The organism is Corallococcus exiguus, assembly GCF_009909105.1.
Taxonomy (GTDB): domain Bacteria; phylum Myxococcota; class Myxococcia; order Myxococcales; family Myxococcaceae; genus Corallococcus; species Corallococcus exiguus.
Window position 1 is genome coordinate 211444 of the sequence record NZ_JAAAPK010000013.1, and the last position, 21068, is coordinate 232511.

A 21068-nucleotide genomic window follows, 5' to 3' on the forward strand; every position below is an offset into this window, starting at 1 on the left:
TCCTCATCCGACGAGCGTCACGGTCAGGCTGACCCGCTCACGCGCCTGGGTGGCGACGAGCCGGTAGGTGATGGTGGCGGTGGCGGTGCGGGAGTCGGCCGGGTCCTCGTCGACGATGACGGACTCCACCGTGATGCGGGGCTCCCATTGGGCCAGCTCGCGGGTGATGCGCTCGGCGATGCGGTGACGCGTGGTGGCGGTGTTCGGCTCGAAGAGGAACTGGCCGAGGCTCCCGCCGAACTCGGGCGAAAAGAGGCGCTCGCGCCGCTCCGTCGTGAGGATGACCTGGATGGACTCGCGCACGTTGCGCTCGCCCTCGGACCATTGCATGCGGCCGTCGGGCCCGACCCTCGGGGGGAAGCTGATGCCTCGCCCCAGCAGCTTTCCGGTATCCATGGCGTTCACGTCGCTTTCACCGTGGGCAGGCAGCGCTTCAGGAAGGGCATCCACCAGAAGACGATGTTGAGGAGGCTGATGAAGATCATCAGGAGCATGAAGGCGCAGAGCGTGATGATCGGGATGGAGAACGAGCAGATCTCCCCGAGTTCGATGGGGGTTTCCTCGGGGAGCTTCTTGTCCATCACAGCCTTCAGCTCGCCCACGCGAGACATCTGCCTGCGCAGCTTCGCGGACAGGACGAAGCTGACGTTCTTCTTGAACTTGCGCAGCCCGGCGATGCTGGTGTCCACGGGCAGGGTGATCTGCACCGGCCGGGCGGGAGCATCCGGCTCGAAGAAGGCCGCGAGGGTGAAGCTCACCGTGGGCTCACTGATGACGGGCGGCTGGAGGGCCCCGCAGCGTGGCCGCTGGTAGACGCAGCGGATGACGTACCGGCTCTCTCCGGGCCGCTCCAGCCTGGCCACCTCTCCGGAGGGCTGGGTGGGGGCGCGGGGACTCGCCGCCAGCGCCTGGGCGAGCTGCGTCCGCAGCGTGGCGGCCGGAAGGGTGCTGAAGCGCAGGTTGGTGCCGAGCGATCCTCGCTGGCCGGAGGAGATGGGCTCGCGCTCCTTCCATGCGGTGCTCAGCGCCTCGCGCCAGGTGGGCGCGGAGTTGCTGCCTGCGCGGTGGCTCGCCAGCGTGTCGTAGAGCGCCCTCGCGGGCGAGGCGCCCGGCGGTGGGACGCCCGTGTCGAGCGCGGCCCAGAGCGAAGGGAGGGTCTCCTGGAGGAAGGTGGCCAGGTCCAGCAAGAGGAAGCGTGACGCGTCCTGCTCCGGCTCCGTCTCGGCCTGGGTGCTGGGGATGGCCTGGAGGAACGCGTAGGGCTCCACCACCTGCTCCAGGGCCCGGCGCTCCAGCGGGTTGCCCTCGGCATCCGCGGGGGCGAAGGAGCCCGCGGACTGAAAGGTCTCGTGGCTCGATGTGGGAACGAAGCCCGCCAGCAGCCGACGGCGGCGGCCTTCAACGGTGAAGTTCACCGGGAACATGGGGAAGAGCTCCTCGTCCGTGGCGAGCTGCTTCTCCGCCCCGCGGGAGCGGGAGACCCAGAGGTGCCGCTGCCTCGTGGCGTCCTGGGGATCGGGAACCCAGGCCTGCTCGGCGCCACTCGGGTCGATGCGGCGGAGCACGAAGGCGATGCGCTCGCTCCGCGTGGCATCGACGACATGGTCGGGCAGTCCGGCCAGCCGGCAGACGAGGCTCGCCGACACCAGGTAGAAGCGCCCGTGCGCCGGTTGGAAGAGCTTGAGTGGCTGGGCCACGTCGCCCCCGGGGCTGGGCACGAGCGCGGAGAGATCCGGCCCGGGGAGCGCCTGCAGCCGGGTGGCGAGCTCCTCCATGAAGCGGTCCGACTCGAAGCACAGGAGCTGGGGCGCCCGCATCCGCGGAGGCTCACTGCTCGCCGTGCTCCACAGCGGCGAGGCGGTCACCCACTGGACCTGATGGGGAAGGAGCCCGGCCATCACCAGATGTTCCCCGCGCCGGGCGTATACGAGGTGCTGACCACGCTGTTGGTGATGACGGTGTCCGCCTGCACCACGCCGCTGAACTTCGACATGCCGGCGTTCACCGTGAGCATGCTGACGGAGAGCTCCGCCGTGCTCGCCGTCACCGTCACCTTCCCCGAACTGGTGAGGGTGATGCCGCTGGCCTCCATCTTCAGGGAGTTGCCGTTGGCGTCCTGGGCCTCGATGGAGGCGGGCCCGTCCTTGAGCGTCACCTTCTGGCCGGCGGGCGTCTCCAGGATGAGCGTCTCCTGGCCGTCCGTATCGTCGAGGGTGAGCTTCACCCCGTTGCGTGAGCAGATGACCTTGCGCGCGTTCTTCCCGGCGCCATCCATGCTCTCCGGTGGGCGATCTCCTCCATTCCAGAGTGCGCCCACCACGAAGGGGCGGCGGGGGTCGCCGGCCTCGAAGCCCACCAGGACCTCGTCGTTGAAGTCCGGGACGAACCAGGTGCCGCGGTTGTTGCCGCCCATGAGGGTGGCCAGCCGGGCCCAGGCCTCGTAGCGCGCGCCGCCGGAGTCCGGGGCCCAGGGGAGCGTCACCTTCACGCGGCCCTGGTTGTCCGGGTCCTTCACGTCGCTGACGAGGGCCGGATAGAGGCCGTAGAAGCGCCCGCCGAGCCCCTCCGGCACCCGCTCATCAATGATGGCCTCGAAGGCTGTCCTGTCGTACATGCCGGCCCCCTATTCCTTGCCCAGCCCCGGACGCTCGCCCACGAACTCGGTGCGCAGGCCGCGCGTGCCGTCGAAGCTCACCGTCACGTCCGTCAGGTAGTACTTGCCGCTGAAGAGCTGCCCCAGCCCTCGCAGCTCCACGCGCGCTCCGGCCCGCAGCCGGGGGTTGGGCTCCGCGATGCCCCGGCCCACCAGGAAGCGCCGTGCGGAGAGCCGGAAGAAGGTCTCCGCGCGGGCACGGGCCTCGTCACTGTTGAGGGGAACGGTGTGGACGAGCACCTCCTTGCGCTCGCCCAGGGCGGAGCCGAGGACGCTCGCACCGCTGAGTCCGCCGTCCAACTCGGCGCCGAGCACCGAGTCCGTGGCCACGTGCTTCAGCGCTTCCTTTCCCCGCACGTCCCAGCCGCCCACCATCACTTCGCTGCGCTGCCCGGCCAGATCCGCGAGGACGCTGAACTCGCGCAGCTCATTGTGGTAGCCCAGCACGAGCGGCGTGCCCGCGCGCTTCTCGTGCGTCTGCGCATGCAGGGTGGAGCCTTCCACCCACAGCTCCGCGTCGAGCGTCCGGCACCGCTCGCGCAGGAAGGCCAGGTCGCTCTGGTTCACCTGGGCGAGCACCTTGTAGGTGGGGCCCCTCACGTCCACCTGCGCGGTGAGACTATGCCGGCGGGCCACCTCCTCGATGACGGCCGCGTCGCTGAGGCCCTCGTACGTCTGGGTCCGCCGGGTCATCCGCAGCTCTTGCAGCCGGTCCTCGGCGAGCACCGTCAGCTCCGGGGGACTGGCTTCGGGGAAGCGGGCCTCGAGCGCGGTGATGCGGCCGTCGAAGAGCACCGCCTGGCCAAGCCGCACCTGGAAGGGCTTGCCGAAGTCGAGCATCCGCCGATCGAAGTAGAGGAAGCCGGTGCCGCCCCCGGAGGGACCCCAGTTGCCGAACGTCGCCTCGCACCGGTACAGGCCCTGGGTGTTCTCCGCGATGCGGAGCAGGAGCAACCCGCCCGTGAGCGTGGGTTGCGCCTGTCCATCCACATGGAAGGTGGGGCGGGACGTCTTGAGTTGGCTGGAGTCGGTACCGTCGGCCATGGCTAGTACACGCGCACGCGGCGCTGGCGCTCCAACTCGCGGTGGAAGAGAAGGGCGAACTCCGCTGCCTTTTCGGGCGCGGAAGGGGGCGTGCCGCCGGGCTCGGGCTGGGCGGAGGGCCGTGGCACGGGGGCTGTTTCGGGGACGACTTCGAAGTCATTGATGACGACGGCCATGGTCCGCTCCTCGGTCAGCCTTCATTGAAGGTGAAGCCCGCCTGCGCCCCGGTTCCCAGTCCCACTCCCGCCTTCAGGTCGAGGAGCAACCCTGGCTGGAGCAGCCGCGGGTTCTCGATGCCGTTGGCGCTGGCGATGGCGCGCCAGTCCGCGCCATCGCCCTCCGCGGACGCCAGGCCCTGCAGCGTGGCGCCGGCGGCCGCCTGGACCATCGGCACGGTGCCCGGAGGCATGCCGCTCGGCGTCCGGGCACTCCCGGGAGTGCCCTTGACGGCACGGAAGGAGAAGACGGTGACCTTCTGCTGCGTGAGGGTGAAGGACACGCTCGCCCGGAGCGGCTTTCCCTCGGGGGAGAAGAACTCGAGCGACTCCTCCAACGACTCCATGACGCCGTCGAACTCGAAGGTGCCCCAGAGGAAGCGGACGGCGGGAGGAATGAAGTCCTCCCCCTCCTTCTTGGGGGTGATGAAGAAGGCGACCTTCTGGGTCAGCTTGCGGACGTCATCCAGCTTCGCGTCGACGTGCTCCGGATGGGTGACATCGAACCAGAGCTGGACGGCGAGCTTGGTGGTGCCGGCGCCCACGTACTGCCGGCCCGGCGTGCCGCGCTGGTCTCCGGTGCCGGAGGGCGTGGGCACCTGATTGGCGAAGCTGACCTTCAGCGTCTCCGGATTGAACTGCACCTGGGTCCAGGTGCCGCGCTCGATTTCCTCCGTGAATTTGGCGTTGAGCTGGCGCAGCTCGGCCTTGGCCAGGGGAGTGGGCTCGGGCATGGCTCAGACACCTCCGGGAATGCGCTTGCGGGTGAGCGACTCGTAGGCGAGCTGCAACTCCTCGATGGCCACCGCCCCATCCTTGGCATTGAGGGCCGGCGCCTTGAGCTTCACCGGCAGGCAGCGCGACAGGATGAAGCGCGCGCGCTCCACCTGCCCCGGCCCCGGAGCGAACACCACCACCTCTGCGTTGGCGCGCAGCCGGGGCCGCAGCTGCACGGCCTCGAACCAGTCCCACAGGTCGAAGCTGGCGGTCATCCCCCGCTTGAGCGTGAGCTGCCCGAAGCCGAGCGGACCCGTGAGGCGGATCTGCCGGCCGTTGTTGCCGCCCTCGCGAATCGTCTTCACGTCCATCGTCATCTCCAGGCCGTCGCATTCGGAGAAGGCGGCGCTGCACGCCTTCTGGCTGACGTCCCGGATGTCGATCTCCACCGCGAAGGCGAACGCGGTGAACGGGGCGATGGTGGTCTCGTCCTGGGGAGTGGACATGGCCTAGCGTGCCTCCGTGACGAGCCCGTGCTCACCGCTCTGGACGAGCCGCACGTTCAGGAAGGTGAGGGGCGTGGACGGTGCCACCTTGATGTCCACGAAGAAGCGGCCCTGATCCATCTGGGCGGGCGTGTTGAGCGCGTCCCCCGTCACCACCTGGAAGGCGCCCTCGCGCGTCTTCCCGGCGAAGGCGCCCCGGGTGAAGAGCTCTCCGAGCAGCGCCTCGAAGCCGCGCTGCACCCGCCGGTGGAAGCTGGGCTCGTTGGGCTCGAAGACATAATCCGCTCCCAGCCGGAGCACCGCCCGCCGCAGCAGGGAGAGCAGCCGCCGCACGGAGATGGGTTGCACCCCCGGCTCCAGCGCGAGCGTGTCCGCGGACAGGGTGAGGAAGGCCCGAGGCTCCTGGCGCACCACGTTCACCCGGGCCTCCTGGAGGTCCAACCACCGCTCCCGGGCGAGCGGCGGCGTGAGCGCCACCACGCCGCGCCAGGGCTCGTTGGCCGGGGCCACCCACGCTCCGCGCTCCATCGCTCGCCGTGCCAGCACGCCGCACGCCGTCCCGTCCGGAGGCATGCGGCGCGGCGGCGGGGGCTGGCCTTCCTCTGAGACGAGGAGCCACGGGTGATAGAGGGCGCCGTAGCTCAGGGCGTGCTCCTCCGCGAAGCCCAGCGCCTGGACGCCCTCGGTGGCCCTGGCCAGCGGGGACTGGAGCTGCACCGCGTGCGCCAGCGCATCGTCCTCGAGGTAGTGCTCGGGGAGGGCCAGCACGGCCAGCAGATCCCCGCGCGCGCACGCCATGCGCAGCAGGGCCCGGTGCACCGCGAGCAGCGGCCCGGCCGAGAACGAGGACTTCAGCCGCCAGCTCACGGGGGGCGTCACGGTGACGGCCACGCCCGTCGCCGGCGGACCGGCGGCACCGGCTTGTTCGGCGTGCACGCGGTAGTAGCGGATGCCGGCGGGGAGGCCATAGATGGTGCGTTGGATGTCCCGGCCCCGGTACGCCTCCCAGGCATCGACGAAGTCCCGCCGGGTGGCCTCCTCCAGCACATAGGTCACGTCCGTCCCGGGCACCTGCGCCCAGCTCAGGGTGAAGACCTGCTCGGCCGCGGGGTGGGTGGGCCTGGCCACCAGGGGGGCGGGGGCGGGCAGGGGCTGGAGGGCGCAGCCGAGGAAGGTGCCCCAGGCTGGCTCCTTCAGAGGGGCCGCCGGTGCGGGGGACGAAGCGTCCGGGCCGGGGACGCGCTCCCAGGGCCGGTGTGCCGCGTCTGGCACCGCCACCAGGCTGACCTCGTCCCGGTCCAGCACCGCGTGGATGCCCCGGAGCGCCCGTGGCTTGCTGCTCAGGTCGTGCAGCCAGCCCGCCTCGTCCAGGAGCGTCTCGGGGCCCAGGCCCTTCAAGCCCTCGTCCAGGAACAGCTCCGCGCTGAACGTGCTCAGCCCATCCCGCTCGAGCGCATCACCCGCGGGCGGCGTGCAGCCCACGTACGCCGTGGGCTGGTCCGTCAACCCCAGCGGGAAGGAGAAGTCCCCCTTCCAGTCCAGGGGTTGTCCCGCCAGCTCCGGTCGGGAGGAGAAGCCCTCCTTCCCGGATGCGGGCCCCGCGAGAGGGAAGCGGGCTTCGGGCACACCCTGGCGCCAGTCCTGGGGCAGCCGTTCCTCGGGGCGCCGGGAGGGGGCGAGCTGCGAGTCCTCCCACCGGGCGCGCTCCGCGTCCATGGGCAGCGCGCCCCAGTGGCGCGGGTGCGGGGGGCAGAAGCCGAGCTGCTCCAGCCCCGCTGGCTTCTGCGCGCCCTGCCGGGTCCACAGGCTCAGCGTCAGCCGCTCACACCGGGCTGGAGCCGAGGATACCGCCGGTGGCGAGAGCAGCACCTGGGATGCAAGGCCGGACACCTTCACGGTGCTCCCTGTACCCAGCCCGGGTTGCAGCTCCTCCTCCACCGCCTGCACCGGCAGCCAGCACTCGGAGCCACCAGACTGCACCCGCAACACCGCGCCGGGCGGTGGCGCCTGCTCGGGGGCCACCTTCAGGGTGAGCGTAAGGAGGCGGGGGGAGACGTCCTTGCCCGGGTCCGCCACGTGGGTGACGGGAATGGACACCGTGTCCCCTTCTCCGCGCGTCCACGACACAGCGGAGGTGTCCGGAGCGAGTCCCACGCCCTCCTGCAGCCACTGGAAAAGGCGTGTCCTCACGCGGGCCGTCACCAGTGGAAGCGCCAGGCTGACAGGGGTGCCCGTGGGAGCCCGGCCCGGCATCTCCACGGTCTCCACCGCGAGGAGCAGCATGACGCCGGTGCCTCCGAAGTGGACGCGCAGGAGGTCGCCCACGGCCACACCCCCAGGGGCCGTGACGGTCAACACCCCCTGACCATCGAGGGTGGGCCGCTCGAGGAGCTCCAGGGGCTCGACGGTGATGCTGGCCGCCACCTGGACGGCGTCCGACCAGCTCCCCTCCGAGCGGGCCCGCGCCAGCGCGGGGGACAACTCCCCACGGGCCGAGCGGCGCAGCAGTCCTGGCACGGGGAAGCTGTTGGCAAGCGCCTCCGGGCCGGCCACGCGCACCACCCAGCACCGCCGGCCGCCGTTGCGGAAGAAGGCCCGCACCGCGGAGGCCAGGTGCGCGTGGACCGGCTCGCCCCGCGCTGCGTCCCAGGCCAGCAGGGGCGCCGCGCCGAACACCGCCTCGAAGTCCGCCACGTCCTCCACCACCACCGGCACGTGCAGCGGGCCGGAGGCGGCGAAGCCCACGAAGGCAGCCACGTCCATCCGTGGCAGCGCATCCGTCACGGGCGGCGCCTGGATTTCGAAGCGGATGCCCGGAAGGCGTCTGGCGGCGGGGCGGCTCACGTCACTCCATCTCCAGGCGCTCGTAGGCGATGGTCAGCTCTTCAATCGCCACGTCCGTGCCCTTCGCGTTGAAGGGGCCGCTCACGTGCTTGATGATCCGCGCGCGCAAGAGCTTCCACGTCTGCACCACCGCCGTGTGGTCCTCGTTCTGCAACTGGATGGTGACGGTGCGCAGCGCGTTGGCCTCTCCGTTGCGCAGCTGATTCAGCCACACGTAGAGAGTGAGTGAGCCAATCACGCCCCGCTTCATGGTGACGTCCGTGGCCTTGTTCAGGCCGGTGATCTTCCGGACGCTGTTCTCCTTCTCGTTGCCGTTGCGGTACTCCGCGACGGTGACCTCCATGCCCACGTTGGAGATCTCCTGGAAGCCGGCGTCTGCCCCGTCTGTCGTGCCGGTGCCCAGGTCCACCAGGAAGTTGAACTGCACATAGGGACGCTCTCGTTGGATCGCCATTTCTCAAACCTCCCAGGGGACTACTTCCGGTCGCCGGTCCACTGGCCGATGCGGAAGATGACGAACTCGGCCGGGCGCAGCGGCGCCACGCCGATGAGGCAGATCAACCGACCGTTATCCAGGTCGTTCTGGGTCATGGTGCTGCGGTCGCACTTCACGAAGTACGCCTTCTCTGGCTTGTCCCCGAGCAGCGCGCCCGTTTGCCATTCATTGAGCAGGAAGTCCTCGATGGTGCGCCGCACGTTGGCCCAGAGCTGCTCGCCGTTCGGCTCGAACACCGCCCACTGGGTGCCCTTGTCGATGGAGCGCTCCAGGTAGGCGAAGTAGCGGCGCAGGTTGACGTACTTCCACTCGGGGTCGGAGCTGATGGTGCGAGCGCCCCACAGCCGGTAGCCACGCCCCTCGAAGAAGCGGAAGGCGTTGATGCCCTCGGGGTTGAGGACCTCCTGCTGCGACTTGTTCAGGTTCACCTCGAAGCCCAGCGCCCCGTTCACCACCTCGTTGGCGGGGGCCTTGTAGACGGCGCGGTTGATGTCATTGCGCGCGAAGATGCCGGCCACGAAGCCGCTGGGGGGCAAGAAGATGGGCTGGCGCGTGACGGGGTCCAGCACCTTCACCCACGGGTAGTAGAGCGCCGCGTGGCTGGAGTCGAACTTCGCCCGCTGCGCGCGCACCTGGGCGAGCGTCTGGCCGTTGCCGCTGTCGAGCACCGCGATGCGGTACTTCATCCGCTGGCAGTGGGAGATGAGCAGGCCGATGATGGCGGCCGACTGAGGGCCATAGCTCTTGTCGTAACCGAGCGTCGATCCCGGCGCGGCCACGATGGAGATGTCCTCCAGGTCCTCGAACTGCACGAGGCCGTTCTTGCGCGTGGTGTTGACGATCTCCTCGCCCTTGTAGTCGTCCGAGCTCGGCCGCTCGCCGTCGTTGCCACCCTGCAGCAGCACCTCCACCGAGCGCTCGGAGTCCGTGGAGTCTGGCTCCTTCAGTTTCGCGGCGACGGTGGCGTCGGCTTTCAGCAGCGCGGTCAACATCTGGTGCCCGTCTCCCAGGTCGCTTCCCGGCGCGATGACGATGGGGATGTCCCGGTTGCGCTCCAGGTCCGCGGCGTCGACGTCGAAGCGCGCATGCAACGAGTCCTCCGCACCGTCGCGCGTGTGCGCCTTGTCCAGCGCCAGCCCGGCCCACACCTGGGACGACGCCGGCTCGTCCGTGGGGATGACGGCCATCGTCACGGTGATGATGCGCAGCTGGTTGCCTGGATCGGTGATGCTGGACAGCGCCGTGACCGTGTCCTTGTCGGACTTCAGGTCCCAGCCCTGCGTCTGCTCGTTCCAGCGCGCCTGGAAGAAGGCGCCCGGGTCCGGTGTCCCGCCGTCGGAGGTGGTGAAGTCGCGCAGCACCACCACGTCGCGGTCCTGCAGCGCGCTGACGCGAGGCTTGCTGTCCTCGAAGGACAGCACGTTCTGCCCCGTGCGCAGCGTGAAGCGCACGCGCAGGTTGCCGGACGAGCCCGGATAGCGGCCGTGGACGACGACCTGCTTCTTGGCGTCCGTTGCCTCGCCGGCCAGCAGCCCGCGCGCGTGGCCGTCGTCATAGGACGGGTTGGTGGCGACGAGCTTGGTTTCGGCCTTGAAGCCTGCATAGGCCTCGCCTTCGGCCTTGGTGGAACTCTTCTGCCGGAACACCCGGCTCACGTAGAGCCGCTTCCCGCCCTCCTCGAAGAAGGCGCGCACCGCGTGCCATACGTAGTTGTGAAGCGTGCCCGCGTTGAGGAAGCCGAGCTGTTGGCGGTTCCCGTAGACGCGCTCGAACTCCACCATGCTGGTGATGAGGCCGGGCTCCAGGTCCACGGGCCCATAGCGGGTGGGGCCAATGAAGCCGGTGGTGGTCGTGCTCACGCCTTCAATGGACTTGGAGCGGAAGCTGGTCTCTTCAACGAATACGCCAGGCGCGAGATATTCAGGCATCGGTCTTTCCTAGAGAGGTGAACCCGTGAGCCGCAGGCGGGAGCGCGGCTCGCCTTCGGTGCGCACGACGAGCTCGCGGCCGTAGAGGAGGGTGGGCTCGAGCAGCTCCTGGGGGCCGTCGAGGTTCGGCCACAGCCGCGCTGGCGCGCTGTCCAGTTGGCGCAGGGTGTCGCGGAGGTCCGGGAGCTCGGGCCCGGGCGCGCGGTGGGCATGGAAGGCCCTCAGCCGCAGCGTCCACTGCTGCTCCAGCAACGGCGGGCTGCCGGATGGCGGAGGGGGGCCGGTGGGGGAATCCACCGGGGCCGGGTACTGGAAGAAGAGGGCGACCCGGCCCTCCTCGTCCGCCACGCCGCGCACCTGCCGCCCGCCGGGGAGGGTGGCCTGCACCAACGCCCACGCCGCGGGAGCCTTGGCCTGGGTGTCCCAGAGCTCCGCGCGCACCACCGCCAGCGTGGACTCCACCTGGCGCGCGGGCGCTGAGAAGAGCGGTACGAAGGGGCGCTGGTCGAGCTGGAAGAGGCCCCGGTGGGGCAGGTCCACCTGGAAGGAGAGAGGCAGGAAGCGGTGCTGCTCGTCCCTCACCTCGACGGTGTAGCGCTTGCGCCCGGTCAATCCCTGCCACCAGGCGGCATCTCCCGCGCCGAACTCCAGCTCGCGCAGCCCGGGCAGGTCCATGAGCACATGGATGCCGGAGCGGTTCACCACCGAGGAGCGGCGCGAGGAGGGCTGCCCCTGGGGGTAGGCGCTCACGGCCAGGCCCTCGCCTACGACTGCTCCTGACACCTCGTCGCGGAAGCACACCCCCAGCGGAGCTGTCCGTGTCACGCGATCGATGACCTGGGAGGAGGGTCTCATGGGCCTTCGAGCCTCCTCACCTCGAGCTCGCGAGTCTGGATGAGGGGCAGCTCCGTGTCTGTCATGGCGGACTCGATCACCACCATGCGCGCGATGTACGTCGCGGAGATCTGGATGTCGGGCTTGCCGATCTCCCAGACATTGAGCATGTCCTGGACGGAGAGCGGCTCGTAGACGAGCGTCACCGTCTCGTCCGGGAGGAAGGTGTCGGCCGCGGGCCGCCCATGCTCATTGAGGAAGCTGGAGTTGAGGGTGGGCGTGTCCTCCAGCGTCCGCATGCACCAGCCGAGCAGCAGGTGCTGTCTCGTGGCGGTGGGGGCCCAGGGCGTGAGCAGGTAGTAGAGATCGAGCGGCAGCGGCCGCCGGGTCCGCCGCCCCTTCGCGTCCGTACGCCCTGTCAGGTTGCGCCGGACGGTGCTGGGAGCGATTCGGTAGAGGAAAAGGGAGACGCCCTCCTTCATGGGGGACTTGAAGTTGGCGGCCTGGTACAGGTCGAACTTCGCGCCCTCGAACTCAGGCTTGGGTCGAGATTGCTCGAGCAGAGCCAGGATGGACTGACCAATCGCTGGGATTGCCGCGTAGGTAGCCACCTGTAAGGCTCCAGAGTGCCGCCGCTCACGCTTGTCAAATCTGGAACCCTGGTCCCGCGCGCACCCGTGTGATGCGGCGGCAAGGCCCACCTGATTCGAGGGCGCAAGGTACGCTCGCTGTGGAGGCGGGGCGTATCAGGCTGGAGTGCGGAGGTGCTGGGCGACAGCGGACTCATGGGGCCGGGTACGGCGCGAGGATTTCTGCGCATCGATGCCGAGCAATCCTGCACGCAGGGGACACCCGGCCGCAGTGCATGGAGTATGCGCACGACTGGATGGGGGCCTGTCACCTGCCGCTGTTCTCGACCCGGCGTCTGGAGTTGCGTCCTCTCTCTCTGCGCCCGTTCAATTGAGCGAGGAGGACCCAACGATGCCGAAACCGAAGCCGCCATCCCCCGCCGAGCTCCGAGCACGAGCGTCGGGCAGGCGCACGCAAGACGGACGACACGAGGTGAAGGTGCTGCCGAGGCTTCCTTCCAAGGCCGACTCGAACCTGGGGGCCGGCAGCGTGGCGTTCTGCATGTCGCTGTACCGCTCGCGGCTTCTTCCCGCGTTGCTCCCGCTGGTGGGCGCGGTGGGCTACGGATTCCTGGCGCTGGGGGCCGTGCTCGAGCTCTTCGGGCTGCCGTGGGGCATCTTCTTCTCCGGACCCGGGGGCCTGTTCGAGCTGTTCCTCGGTGGCTGGCTCATCACCAGGGGGTTCCGGACGGTCACGCCTTCCGTCGCGGCGTAGCCGGCTTGCCGTGCGTGGCGATGCGCTTTCGGATCCGGCTCAGCGACTCGGGCTTCACGCCGATGTAGCTGGCCAGCTGGTACTGGGGAATCCGCTGGAGGAGGTCCGGCCGCGTCCTCGTGAGCTTGAGGTAGCGCTGCTCCGGGGTATCCGTGAGATAGGACGCGAACCGCTCCTGCTGCTCCGCCAGGACCTTCTGCATCACCCTCCGGGAGATGCAGAAGGTCCTGGCGGACACAGCCCTGGAGGACGAAGTAGGCCTCGGTGCAGACCTGGCCGGCCATGATCAGGTGCGCGCCTTTCGGGCAGGCCGTCACCACCATGCTGTCCAGGATGGCCCCGGCTTCCTCGTCCGACAGAGGCGCGATGCGGCGGAAGTAGTCGACGAGCCTGTGTTTCATGGGAGCACCGCGCGACCGGTGATGGCCCCAGCATCCTACCGGACTGCCGGACGTGGCCCGAAAACGCACGTGCACGCCACGCAGGAGCTGCCCATCGCTCAGGCGCGGACCATGCCCCCGTGCCGCAGCGGCCGCTGCCGCCGGCCTCGCCACGCGAGGAGCCACGCAATCGGGAAGAGGACCGCGAACCCGACCAGCGAGGAGACGACGACCATCACTTCGGCGTTCTGATCCCCCATCCCCTGGGTGGCCACCACCATCGCCGCGGCGATGTTGCGTTGCCCGGTGCCCAGCCCCAACACCACGTGTCCTCCGCGGTACTCGCGGCCGAAGACCCAGCCGATGCCGAAGGCGCCCGGAATCAGGATCAGCGGGGCGAGGATGGCGCCAGTGCTGATGATGTGCACGACGCCCCCGAAGTTGGCCACGAGGGTTGCCGCGACCAGCACGGCCAACGCCACCATGGCGAGCTTGCCCAACCAGGGCCGGAGCCGTTCCGCCAGCGTCTGGTGCCGGGCCCGGACGTAGAGCCCCGCGCCCAGGGGAAGAATCATCGTCCACAGCAGCGGCAACGCGATTGCCGCCGGACGCACCCTCACGTCCGGCACCACCCGCGGGACCACCAGGGGCATGTAGAGGACGGTGGCCAGCATGAGGAGCACCGTCAGTGACGCGCTCAACGGCATGTTGCCGCCCGCAGCCGCGGTGAGCCTCATGAGGAATAGAGCACCCGCCGCCATGCCGATGAGCATGAAGCCGGTGGCATGGGAGCTGTCCAAGGGGACCACCTGCACCACGCCGTACGCGAGCAGTGGGACGAGTACGAAGTTCGCCACCAGCGCGCGGATGGCTCCACGCGAATCGAGCAGCGGGGCAGATATCTCGCGGAGCGTGTGGTTCAGTCCGACGGCGAGCATGGTGCATACGGAGAACACCAGGATCCCGATGCTCGACAGCGCCTGAAGGAACCCGACCCTCATTCCTTGAAGGTCACTGTGCCCGCACGAAACCGCAAGCGCTCCGGGACGACCGCGCAACCGGCCCGCCAGGCAAGGCCCGGCTCACGGCTGCCGCCCCCACCTTGGTGCCATGCAGCGGGCCGCATGCTGGATGCTCCTCGCCTGCGCGCCCCGCGTGAGCGTCACACGGACGGATGGCCGGACCGAGCCCGCGGCTTGCAGTCTCGTTCGTCGTCCTCATCTCTCGGGAGGAGGCACGCGACGATGGCGAAGAAAAAGGAGCGGACTCCGAGGCGGATTGAACGGGACACCTACCCGAGGCCCGAGCACCGCTTCCCGGATGCGAAGATCGGGATGACCTGGAAGGACTCGGAACCCGACTCCCCCAGCTTCCAGCGGGCGCCGCCGGGCGCGCCGAACATCGTGCTCGTGCTGCTGGACGACGTGGGCTACGCGTGGCCGAGCAGCTACGGAGGGCTCGTGCGCATGCCCACCTCGGAGCGGCTGGCGAAGGAGGGCCTCACCTACTGCCAGTTCCACACCACCGCGCTCTGCGCGCCCACACGGGCGGCGCTGCTCACCGGCCGCAACCACCACTCGGCCTCCTTCGGGGTGGTGGGGGAGATGGCCACCGGCTATCCGGGTTACAGCGGAGTCCTCTCGCGGAGCTGCGCGACCATCGCGGAGTTGCTTGCGCCCAACGGCTACGCCACCGGTTGGTGGGGCAAGAATCACTCCACTCCGCTGAACCAGGCCTCCGCCGCGGGGCCCTTCACGCACTGGCCCACCCGGCGCGGCTTCGACTACTTCTACGGGTTCCTCGGCGGAGGGACGGACCAGTTCTATCCGGCGCTCTACCGGAACACGACCCCCGTCAATCCCACTGGCACGCCGGAACAGGGCTACCAGCTCACGCGGGACCTCGCGAACGACTGCATCGCCTGGATGCGAGCGCAGAAGGCCATCGCCCCGGAGCGACCGTTCTTCGTGCACTTCGCCCCCGCCGCGGCGCACGGCCCGCACCAGCCGCCCCTCGACTGGCGCGGGCGAAATGCCGGTCGCTTCGACATGGGCTGGGACCACTACCGCGAAGTCGTCTATCAGCGGCAGCTCGAGCTGGGCGTCATCGCCCCGGGCACGAGGCTGACCCCCCGGCCGAAAGAGCTGCCGGCCTGGGACCGCTTCGATGCCGAGGCGCAGGCACTGCTCCGCCTCCAGGCCGAGAACTACGCGGACTACCTCGAGCACTGCGACCACGAAGTGGGCCGGCTGGTGCACGTCCTCGAGGAGCTGGGGGAATTCGAGAACACGCTCTTCATCTACATCCTCGGCGACAACGGCTCGAGCGCGGAGGGGGCACTGACCGGGACCCTCAACGAGAGCGCCAGCATGCAGGGCATCGAACCGCCCATCGAGGCGAGTCTCGCGCGGATGGGGGAGTGGGGGCTGCCGGGAACCACGCCGCATTACGCGGTGGGCTGGGCCTGGGCCGGGGACACCCCGTTCCAGTGGATGAAGCAGGTGGCGTCCCATTTCGGGGGCACCCGCAACGGGATGATTGTGAGCTGGCCGGCGTGGATCGCCGACAAGGGGCAGAAGCGCTTCCAGTTCCACCACGTCATCGACGTCGTTCCCACCCTCCTCGAGGCCGTCGGAATCCGCGAGCCGGTCAGCGTCGATGGCGTGCCGCAGAAGCCAATCGAAGGCGTGAGCATGGCGTACACCTTCGACCGGGCCAACGCGGAGGCGAAGAGCACGCGCACCACGCAGTACTTCGAGATGCTGGGCAACCGCGCGCTCTATCACGACGGCTGGACTGCCTGCTGCCGGCACGGGCGGCTCCCCTGGGTCACCCGGGGCAGTGCCAGCTTCGATGAGGACACCTGGGAGCTGTACCACCTCGATGAGGACTTCAGTCAGTCCGAGGACCTGGCGGCCCGCTACCCCAAGAAGCTGCGCGAGCTTCAGGACCTGTTCCTGCTGGAAGCGGCGAAGTACGACGTCCTCCCTCTGGATGACCGCTTCGCGGAGCGGGCGGATGTGACGTTGCGGCCGGGCTTCTTCGTCGGCCGCAGGCGGCTGACCCTCTACCCGGGCATGGTGCGGCTGCCGGAGAGCAGCGGCCCCAAGCTGGCGAACGTCGACCACGCCATCACCCTCCACGCGCGGCTTCCCGAGGGGCGCGCCGAGGGCGTGCTGGTGTGCCTGGGCGGGGACACCGCGGGATGGAGCCTGTTCGTGGAGGACGGGCGGATGCGCTACCACTACAACTGGTTCGGGTTCGAGCGCTTCGACATCCTCTCCGGGACAGCACTGCCTGGCGGCGAGGCCGAGCTTCGGATGGAGTTCACCTGTGAGACGCCGGGGATTCCAGGAGGGCCGGCCGTGGTGCGGCTCCTCTGCAACGGCACCGTGGTGGGCGAGGGGCGGATTGCCAGGCAGGTGCCAGGGTACTTCGGCCTCGGTGAGACGCTCGACGTCGGAGAGGACACGCTCTCCCCGGTCTGGCCCGGCTACCGCGACCGGTTGCCCTTCCGCTTCAACGGAAGCATCGACCGGGTGGAATTCGAGCTCGGCGAGGCCGCGCCACGCAGCATGGCGGAGCTGCTCGAGGAGCAGCTCCATCAGGACTGAGGCTTCACGGTGGAAGGACTCGGCCTGGATCTGAGCATGTTGGTTCGCCTCGCGGTGGCATTCGCGCTGGGGCTGCCCGTGGGTTGGGAGCGAGACCACCGGGCGCTCTCGCCCGGATTGCGCACGTTTCCGCTCGTCGGCACGGGAGCGTGTGCATTCCTGCTCATCGGCCAGCATGCCTTCCCCGACGACGCGCGCGCTCAGGGCTATGTCTTTCAGGCCGTGTTGAGCGGCATTGGTTTCATTGGAGGCGGTGTCATCGTCAAGGGCAGCGGAGAGATCCAGGGGATCGCGACCGCCGTGAGCATCTGGATTACCGCCGCGGTCGGGGCTGCTGTCGCCTATCGGCTCTATGGGCTCGGGGCGGTTCTATCGCTCACGACCGTGGCTGCACTGCAGCTGCTCAAGCCGTTCAAGGAACACACGTAATGGGGTGGAGAAGCGCTTCGGCCAGCGTGAGAAGGCGCCAGAAAACACCAAGGCCGGAAGCCGCTGGGGCACAGCGGCTTCCGGCCCCGGTCCTTCCGTGTCCCCGACGGGTTTCGAACCCATGGGTGGAGCGACCAGGCTTCGCGTCAGCGGTAGTAGGGCGAGAGCGCGCTGGAGACGCGCGCCAGCAGATCCTCGGACTGCAACCGCTCCTCCCCCGTGAGCGACGGGAGCTGCGCGGTGAGCGTGTCGCGGGCCTCGCGCAGCGCCGAGTACGCGGGCAGTGTCTGGAATTGCTTCAGGATGTCCACCATGGCGCGGCGGGCCGCGTAGCCGCGCACGCCGTCCACGTTGAGCAGGATGCCGCGCACGTCCGCCATCACCGGCGCCGTGAACTGCGGCGTGGTGGGCGCATTCGCGGTGAAGATGCCGCCGCGCGACGACACCGGGTCCAGGTAGAGGCGCGTGAGGACGCGGCGGGCGAGCTCATCCGCGCGGGAGGCGTAGACCGCGGGCGCGCCCGGAGGCACGACGAGCGGCGGCCGCACCTGGGCCAGGATGTCCTGGTACGCCCGCACCTGCTCCGTCCCGGCCCGCACGAAGCCCAGGACCTGGTTGGTGCGGGTGCTGAGGGTGAGGTTGAGCCGGTTGGTGACCGAGGCCGTGGTGAGGAAGCTCTGCGCGTAGACGTTGAAGTCCGCCAGCGTGAAGCTGAACGTGTCATTCGTGCGGTCGTACATGGCACAGCGCGGGTCGGTGAACCGGTCTTGATCCGTGCAGAACTCCCAGGTGGGCAGCTGGGTGTCCAGCCCATAGAGGTAGCGCACCGCCTGCACGTCGTAGGGGCCCGGCGCGCTGTCCAGGACGGAGTCCTCGTTCGCGACGTAGTCCATCACGGAGCTGCTGCGCAGGCCCGTGGGCGTGCCGTCGTAAGCGAGCGATCCGGCGAAGTTGTGGCGCAGGCCCAGCGTGTGGCCAATCTCATGCAACACCACGTGCGTGAGGTAGGCCTCCACCTTCTGCTTCTTCGTCCGCGGAGTGACCGCCGTCAGCGACGACGCGAGGCCAGCCTCCGGGTCGCCGAAGCGCTCGAGGACGTTCAGGTCGCACAGCTGCTCCGCCTTCATCCCGGACCAGGACATGCTCACGGGCGAGAGCGTCCGCGCCCGTGCGGCGGCGAACGCACCGGGGTCGCTCTCGAAGGTCTCGTCCCCGAGCACCAGCCACATGGCCGGCAGGTAGACGCTGGCGCCGCGCAGCTCGCTGGTGTTGGGGTTGATGCGGAAGTTCGCGAAAGCGTAGGGCACGCCCTCGTCCGGGTCGAAGATGAGGACGTTCTTGTCGTCATCCGCGAAGTCGAGCCCCGGGCCGCCCACCGTGGCCTCCAGGACCTTGAAGCCGAACGCCTGGTTCCAACCCTCCACGCCGCGCTTGATGGCGCCCACGAGGTCATAGTCCTGGAAGCGCGGGTCGGCCTGGATCGAGAGCACGGAGGGGGTGATGAACCAGGAGATGGGCTTCATCCCGGGGTGGATGTTCCACTTCATCGCCGGGATGTCCTGCCAGCCACCGGCGTTGGTGATGAAGCTCGGCGCTCCCGCGAAGTAGAGCGTCTGCTCGGGCATGGCCGTGGGCGTGTAGCCGGGCCCCTCCTTGTAGCGGCGCAGGGCGAGGCCGAGCGTGCCGGAGGCGCGGTAGCCATTGGGCTCCAGGTAGTCCGCGGCGAACGGATCGGACACCTCCGAGTAGCCCGTGAAGACCTGCTCGAAGGCGATGCCGTCGGTGATGGGGTGGAAGCGCTGCGCGAAGCTCAGCTCCGTCTGGAATCGCGTGGAGACGGACAATGAGTCCCCCATCACGCCGAAGCGGTTGAGCCCCGCCGACGGGTCGATGAGCACGTACTGGTCGGCGTTGCGCAGACGGTTGAAGGGGCCGTAGTCGGTGACGACGGGGTAGGCCTCCACCAGCACCTGTGGGTCGAACACGTCGCTGAGCTTCTTGCGGTCGTCCACATCCACCACGAAGAGCCGGCCGTTCTGCTCCTGGAAGGAGACCACCCGCGTGCCCAGGGACCTGCCAGCGCCGAAGATCACCCCTCCCGGATGGAGCTGCTTGAGGAACGCGGACAGGAACCACTTCTGCTTCAGCTCGCTGCGCTTGATGGCCAGGTAGAAGTGGGTGCCCGCGTCCTCCACGATTCCGGACAGGCGCTGTTCCACCTGTTGGCGCTGCTCCGTGCTCGTGGCCCGGGGCACCGCCACGAAGGCGTCCTCCAGGCTGACGGCCAGCGAGGCTTCGGGGGCTTCCGTCTCAGTCACGGGCCCGCCGGTGTCACAGCCGCCGCTCGTCAACATCACCACCAGCGACGCGGCGCCCAGCCAGCGGCGCCGCGAAGACCACGTCCGTCCAAGCATCGAATCACTCCAGTGCGTTGGGGCGGCATCGCGCCGCCCGCTGCGCTGGAGGAACGACATTTCGGAGGGGGCATACCGGAAGGGTGCCAGGCTTCGGAAGAAGCCCTCCACTGCGCAAGGACTTTCAACCCGGACGATATGCCGGCCCGGTTCTCGCCCGCGACAGGGCGCCCGGACCTTGGTGGCATCGGGGGCCTTCTTGCGGACGCTCGACGCGCATGGGTGGCGCGTCTCAGCGGCGAGCCGGGCCCCGGGCTGGTGCCTTGGTGTGATGGCTCGCGCTCCCACCGTGCCTATCTCTGGCGGGAGCATTCGAAGGGGAATCCGCCATGGACATCATCGACCTCATCGACCGGACCCGCGACAGCATCTCCGCGCGCAGCGTCTTCGGCCAACCCATCCAGCAGGGGGAGGTCACCGTGATTCCCGTCGCGCGCGTGATGGGCGGTGGAGGCGGCGGTGGGGGCGAGGGCCCGGTACCTGAGGCCAACTCAAGGAAGGGCATGGGACATGGGGAGGGCACGGGCTTTGGGCTGAGCGCGCGTCCGGCCGGCGCCTTCGTCATCCGCGGAGACAGGGTGTCGTGGCTGCCTGTCGTGGAGCCCACGCGCATCATCCTCGGCCTGCAGGTGCTGGCTGGCATCGCCCTGCTCGTCCACTCGCTCACTCGGCAGCGTGGCCATTGACCGTCACGTTTTCGCTGCCCAGAGAGGACATTACATCGCTGGCCGGACGCCTACCAACAGCGCTCCCAAACCGTCAGGAACAAGCGAGCGGGAGTCGGGTCACGTGCCCTGGAATCGAAGCGCGACTTCCTTCAGGTGTGTTCGGCACATGAAGAGATAGGCCGTCCACACATCGCCCCAACTGGCATCCGTCACATCAGAGGGAGAGAGCTGCAGCAGCAGCTCCATCAGCTCCCCACAAACGGTGCATCGTGGTGTCTGGTCTGGGCCGTTCACCCAATTGGGATATCCGCCGAGCACGACCCCTCTGTTGCGTGAGTGGGGTTTCTCGCGGGCGTGGGTTAGCTCACTGGCGACTCGAGCCACCACGTGCCAGTTCTCCCACGCCTGCCGAGCACCGGAGTTTCCGGGGACTCGGTCCCAGAGCGGGGGACAGTGCACCTCGAACCCAACGTCATCAGGGAGCGATTGTTCGAGTCGTGGGGTCACGAATCGAGGCTCGAACTCTTGCCAGCGGTAGCCTTTGGAGGCATCCGGCTCCAGTCGGAGTTCGCATGCCTGGGAAGGCGAGAGCGACGGGTACGCCATCACCCGAAATCCTTCCCGCTCCTTGATTCCGTCCCGCGGCTTTTTGGGGCGCAGCGGGCCGCAGTCCCAGCAGTAGAAGAACGTGAAGAAGGCGATGCCGAGCGTGGGCGAGTGCCGAGCGTCTCGTACATGGTTCACCTGCGCAACGAAGCTCAGGAGATGGCCGCGGTCACAGATGGGCCACCGTTCGCCACCGCGCCCCGTGGGCACGCCACCGAAGCGCGTGGCAAGCAGCGAGTCGTCGCGGGAGGACGCTCCCGGCACCAGCATCGTGCGCTGGCGAATCAACGGACGTAGCCATCGACCGACCTCGTCCGCGCTGAGGGCATCGATTTTGTCGCTCCGGGCCTTGGACATGGGCGGTGAACGTAGCCTG

The 21068-nt window shown here is 69.0% G+C and carries 20 protein-coding genes; 4 read left to right on the forward strand and 16 right to left on the reverse strand.

Annotated elements, in window-relative coordinates; translation table 11 throughout:
- Positions 1 to 3: 3 nt before the first annotated feature.
- The 12 genes from GTZ93_RS36690 to GTZ93_RS36745 are packed head-to-tail and all read right to left on the reverse strand — an operon-like array spanning position 4 to position 11848.
- Positions 4 to 396, reverse strand: a complete 393-nt coding sequence (locus GTZ93_RS36690) for a GPW/gp25 family protein (RefSeq protein WP_139921781.1) — start codon at positions 394 to 396, stop codon at positions 4 to 6.
- Positions 397 to 401: 5 nt separating this feature from the next.
- Positions 402 to 1898 carry a hypothetical protein gene (locus GTZ93_RS36695; protein ID WP_139921779.1) on the reverse strand — a complete coding sequence of 499 codons (1497 nt, stop codon included), beginning with the start codon at positions 1896 to 1898 and terminating at the stop codon, positions 402 to 404.
- Positions 1898 to 2614, reverse strand: a complete 717-nt coding sequence (locus GTZ93_RS36700; RefSeq protein WP_139921777.1) for a phage baseplate assembly protein V — start codon at positions 2612 to 2614, stop codon at positions 1898 to 1900. The genes GTZ93_RS36695 and GTZ93_RS36700 overlap by 1 nt, the downstream gene beginning before the upstream one ends.
- Positions 2615 to 2623: 9 nt before the next feature.
- Entirely contained in the window at positions 2624 to 3697 is a 1074-nt protein-coding gene (locus GTZ93_RS36705) for a phage late control D family protein (RefSeq protein ID WP_139921775.1), read from the reverse strand.
- A 2-nt stretch (positions 3698 to 3699) separates the two neighbouring features.
- Positions 3700 to 3873 carry a hypothetical protein gene (locus GTZ93_RS36710; RefSeq protein ID WP_161663277.1) on the reverse strand — a complete coding sequence of 58 codons (174 nt, stop codon included), beginning with the start codon at positions 3871 to 3873 and terminating at the stop codon, positions 3700 to 3702.
- A 14-nt stretch (positions 3874 to 3887) separates the two neighbouring features.
- Complete coding sequence (locus tag GTZ93_RS36715; RefSeq protein WP_139921773.1) at positions 3888 to 4646, reverse strand: CIS tube protein; 759 nt, start codon at positions 4644 to 4646, stop codon at positions 3888 to 3890.
- Positions 4647 to 4649: 3 nt separating this feature from the next.
- Positions 4650 to 5135, reverse strand: a complete 486-nt coding sequence (locus GTZ93_RS36720) for a phage tail protein (protein ID WP_139921771.1) — start codon at positions 5133 to 5135, stop codon at positions 4650 to 4652.
- A gap of 3 nt (positions 5136 to 5138) precedes the next feature.
- Positions 5139 to 7979, reverse strand: coding sequence for a hypothetical protein (locus GTZ93_RS36725; RefSeq protein WP_161663278.1), 2841 nt, complete (start codon positions 7977 to 7979; stop codon positions 5139 to 5141).
- Between the two features lies 1 nt (position 7980).
- Positions 7981 to 8433 (reverse strand): phage tail protein, encoded by a 453-nt coding sequence (locus GTZ93_RS36730; protein WP_139923716.1) that lies wholly within the window; start codon positions 8431 to 8433, stop codon positions 7981 to 7983.
- A 20-nt stretch (positions 8434 to 8453) separates the two neighbouring features.
- Positions 8454 to 10403: a phage tail sheath family protein gene (locus GTZ93_RS36735; RefSeq protein WP_139923714.1), complete on the reverse strand. Its 1950-nt coding sequence runs from the start codon at positions 10401 to 10403 to the stop codon at positions 8454 to 8456.
- Between the two features lie 9 nt (positions 10404 to 10412).
- Positions 10413 to 11258 (reverse strand): hypothetical protein, encoded by an 846-nt coding sequence (locus GTZ93_RS36740; RefSeq protein ID WP_161663279.1) that lies wholly within the window; start codon positions 11256 to 11258, stop codon positions 10413 to 10415.
- Positions 11255 to 11848, reverse strand: a complete 594-nt coding sequence (locus GTZ93_RS36745) for a Pvc16 family protein (protein WP_121717320.1) — start codon at positions 11846 to 11848, stop codon at positions 11255 to 11257. Before GTZ93_RS36745 ends, GTZ93_RS36740 begins: the two co-directional genes overlap by 4 nt.
- Before the next feature lie 370 nt (positions 11849 to 12218).
- On the opposite strand from GTZ93_RS36745, the gene GTZ93_RS36750 reads away from it, so the two are divergent.
- Entirely contained in the window at positions 12219 to 12581 is a 363-nt protein-coding gene (locus tag GTZ93_RS36750; RefSeq protein ID WP_261778957.1) for a DUF4386 domain-containing protein, read from the forward strand.
- Here GTZ93_RS36750 and GTZ93_RS43090 read toward each other — a convergent pair.
- Together GTZ93_RS43090 and GTZ93_RS36760 are read right to left on the reverse strand one after the other, a co-directional pair.
- A complete protein-coding gene (locus tag GTZ93_RS43090; protein ID WP_257979503.1) occupies positions 12559 to 12783 on the reverse strand; it encodes a cyclic nucleotide-binding domain-containing protein in 225 nt (74 codons plus the stop codon). The two genes, GTZ93_RS36750 and GTZ93_RS43090, sit on opposite strands and share 23 nt — an antisense overlap.
- A gap of 297 nt (positions 12784 to 13080) precedes the next feature.
- Positions 13081 to 13962 (reverse strand): bile acid:sodium symporter family protein, encoded by an 882-nt coding sequence (locus GTZ93_RS36760; protein ID WP_139923054.1) that lies wholly within the window; start codon positions 13960 to 13962, stop codon positions 13081 to 13083.
- Between the two features lie 243 nt (positions 13963 to 14205).
- Between GTZ93_RS36760 and GTZ93_RS36765 the strand changes: the two genes are divergently transcribed.
- Both GTZ93_RS36765 and GTZ93_RS36770 read left to right on the forward strand, forming a co-directional pair.
- Entirely contained in the window at positions 14206 to 16575 is a 2370-nt protein-coding gene (locus tag GTZ93_RS36765; protein ID WP_139923052.1) for an arylsulfatase, read from the forward strand.
- A 36-nt stretch (positions 16576 to 16611) separates the two neighbouring features.
- Positions 16612 to 17004: an MgtC/SapB family protein gene (locus GTZ93_RS36770; RefSeq protein ID WP_139923051.1), complete on the forward strand. Its 393-nt coding sequence runs from the start codon at positions 16612 to 16614 to the stop codon at positions 17002 to 17004.
- A 146-nt stretch (positions 17005 to 17150) separates the two neighbouring features.
- Here GTZ93_RS36770 and GTZ93_RS36775 read toward each other — a convergent pair whose 3' ends face one another.
- Entirely contained in the window at positions 17151 to 19418 is a 2268-nt protein-coding gene (locus tag GTZ93_RS36775) for a zinc-dependent metalloprotease (protein ID WP_139923049.1), read from the reverse strand.
- Positions 19419 to 19747: 329 nt separating this feature from the next.
- On the opposite strand from GTZ93_RS36775, the gene GTZ93_RS36780 reads away from it, so the two are divergent.
- On the forward strand, positions 19748 to 20104 hold the full coding sequence (locus GTZ93_RS36780) for a GerW family sporulation protein (protein ID WP_161663280.1): 357 nt from the start codon (positions 19748 to 19750) through the stop codon (positions 20102 to 20104).
- A gap of 99 nt (positions 20105 to 20203) precedes the next feature.
- On the opposite strand, the gene GTZ93_RS36785 is transcribed toward GTZ93_RS36780, so the two are convergent.
- Positions 20204 to 21049, reverse strand: coding sequence for a DUF1963 domain-containing protein (locus tag GTZ93_RS36785; protein ID WP_139923648.1), 846 nt, complete (start codon positions 21047 to 21049; stop codon positions 20204 to 20206).
- Between the last annotated feature and the right edge of the window lie 19 nt (positions 21050 to 21068).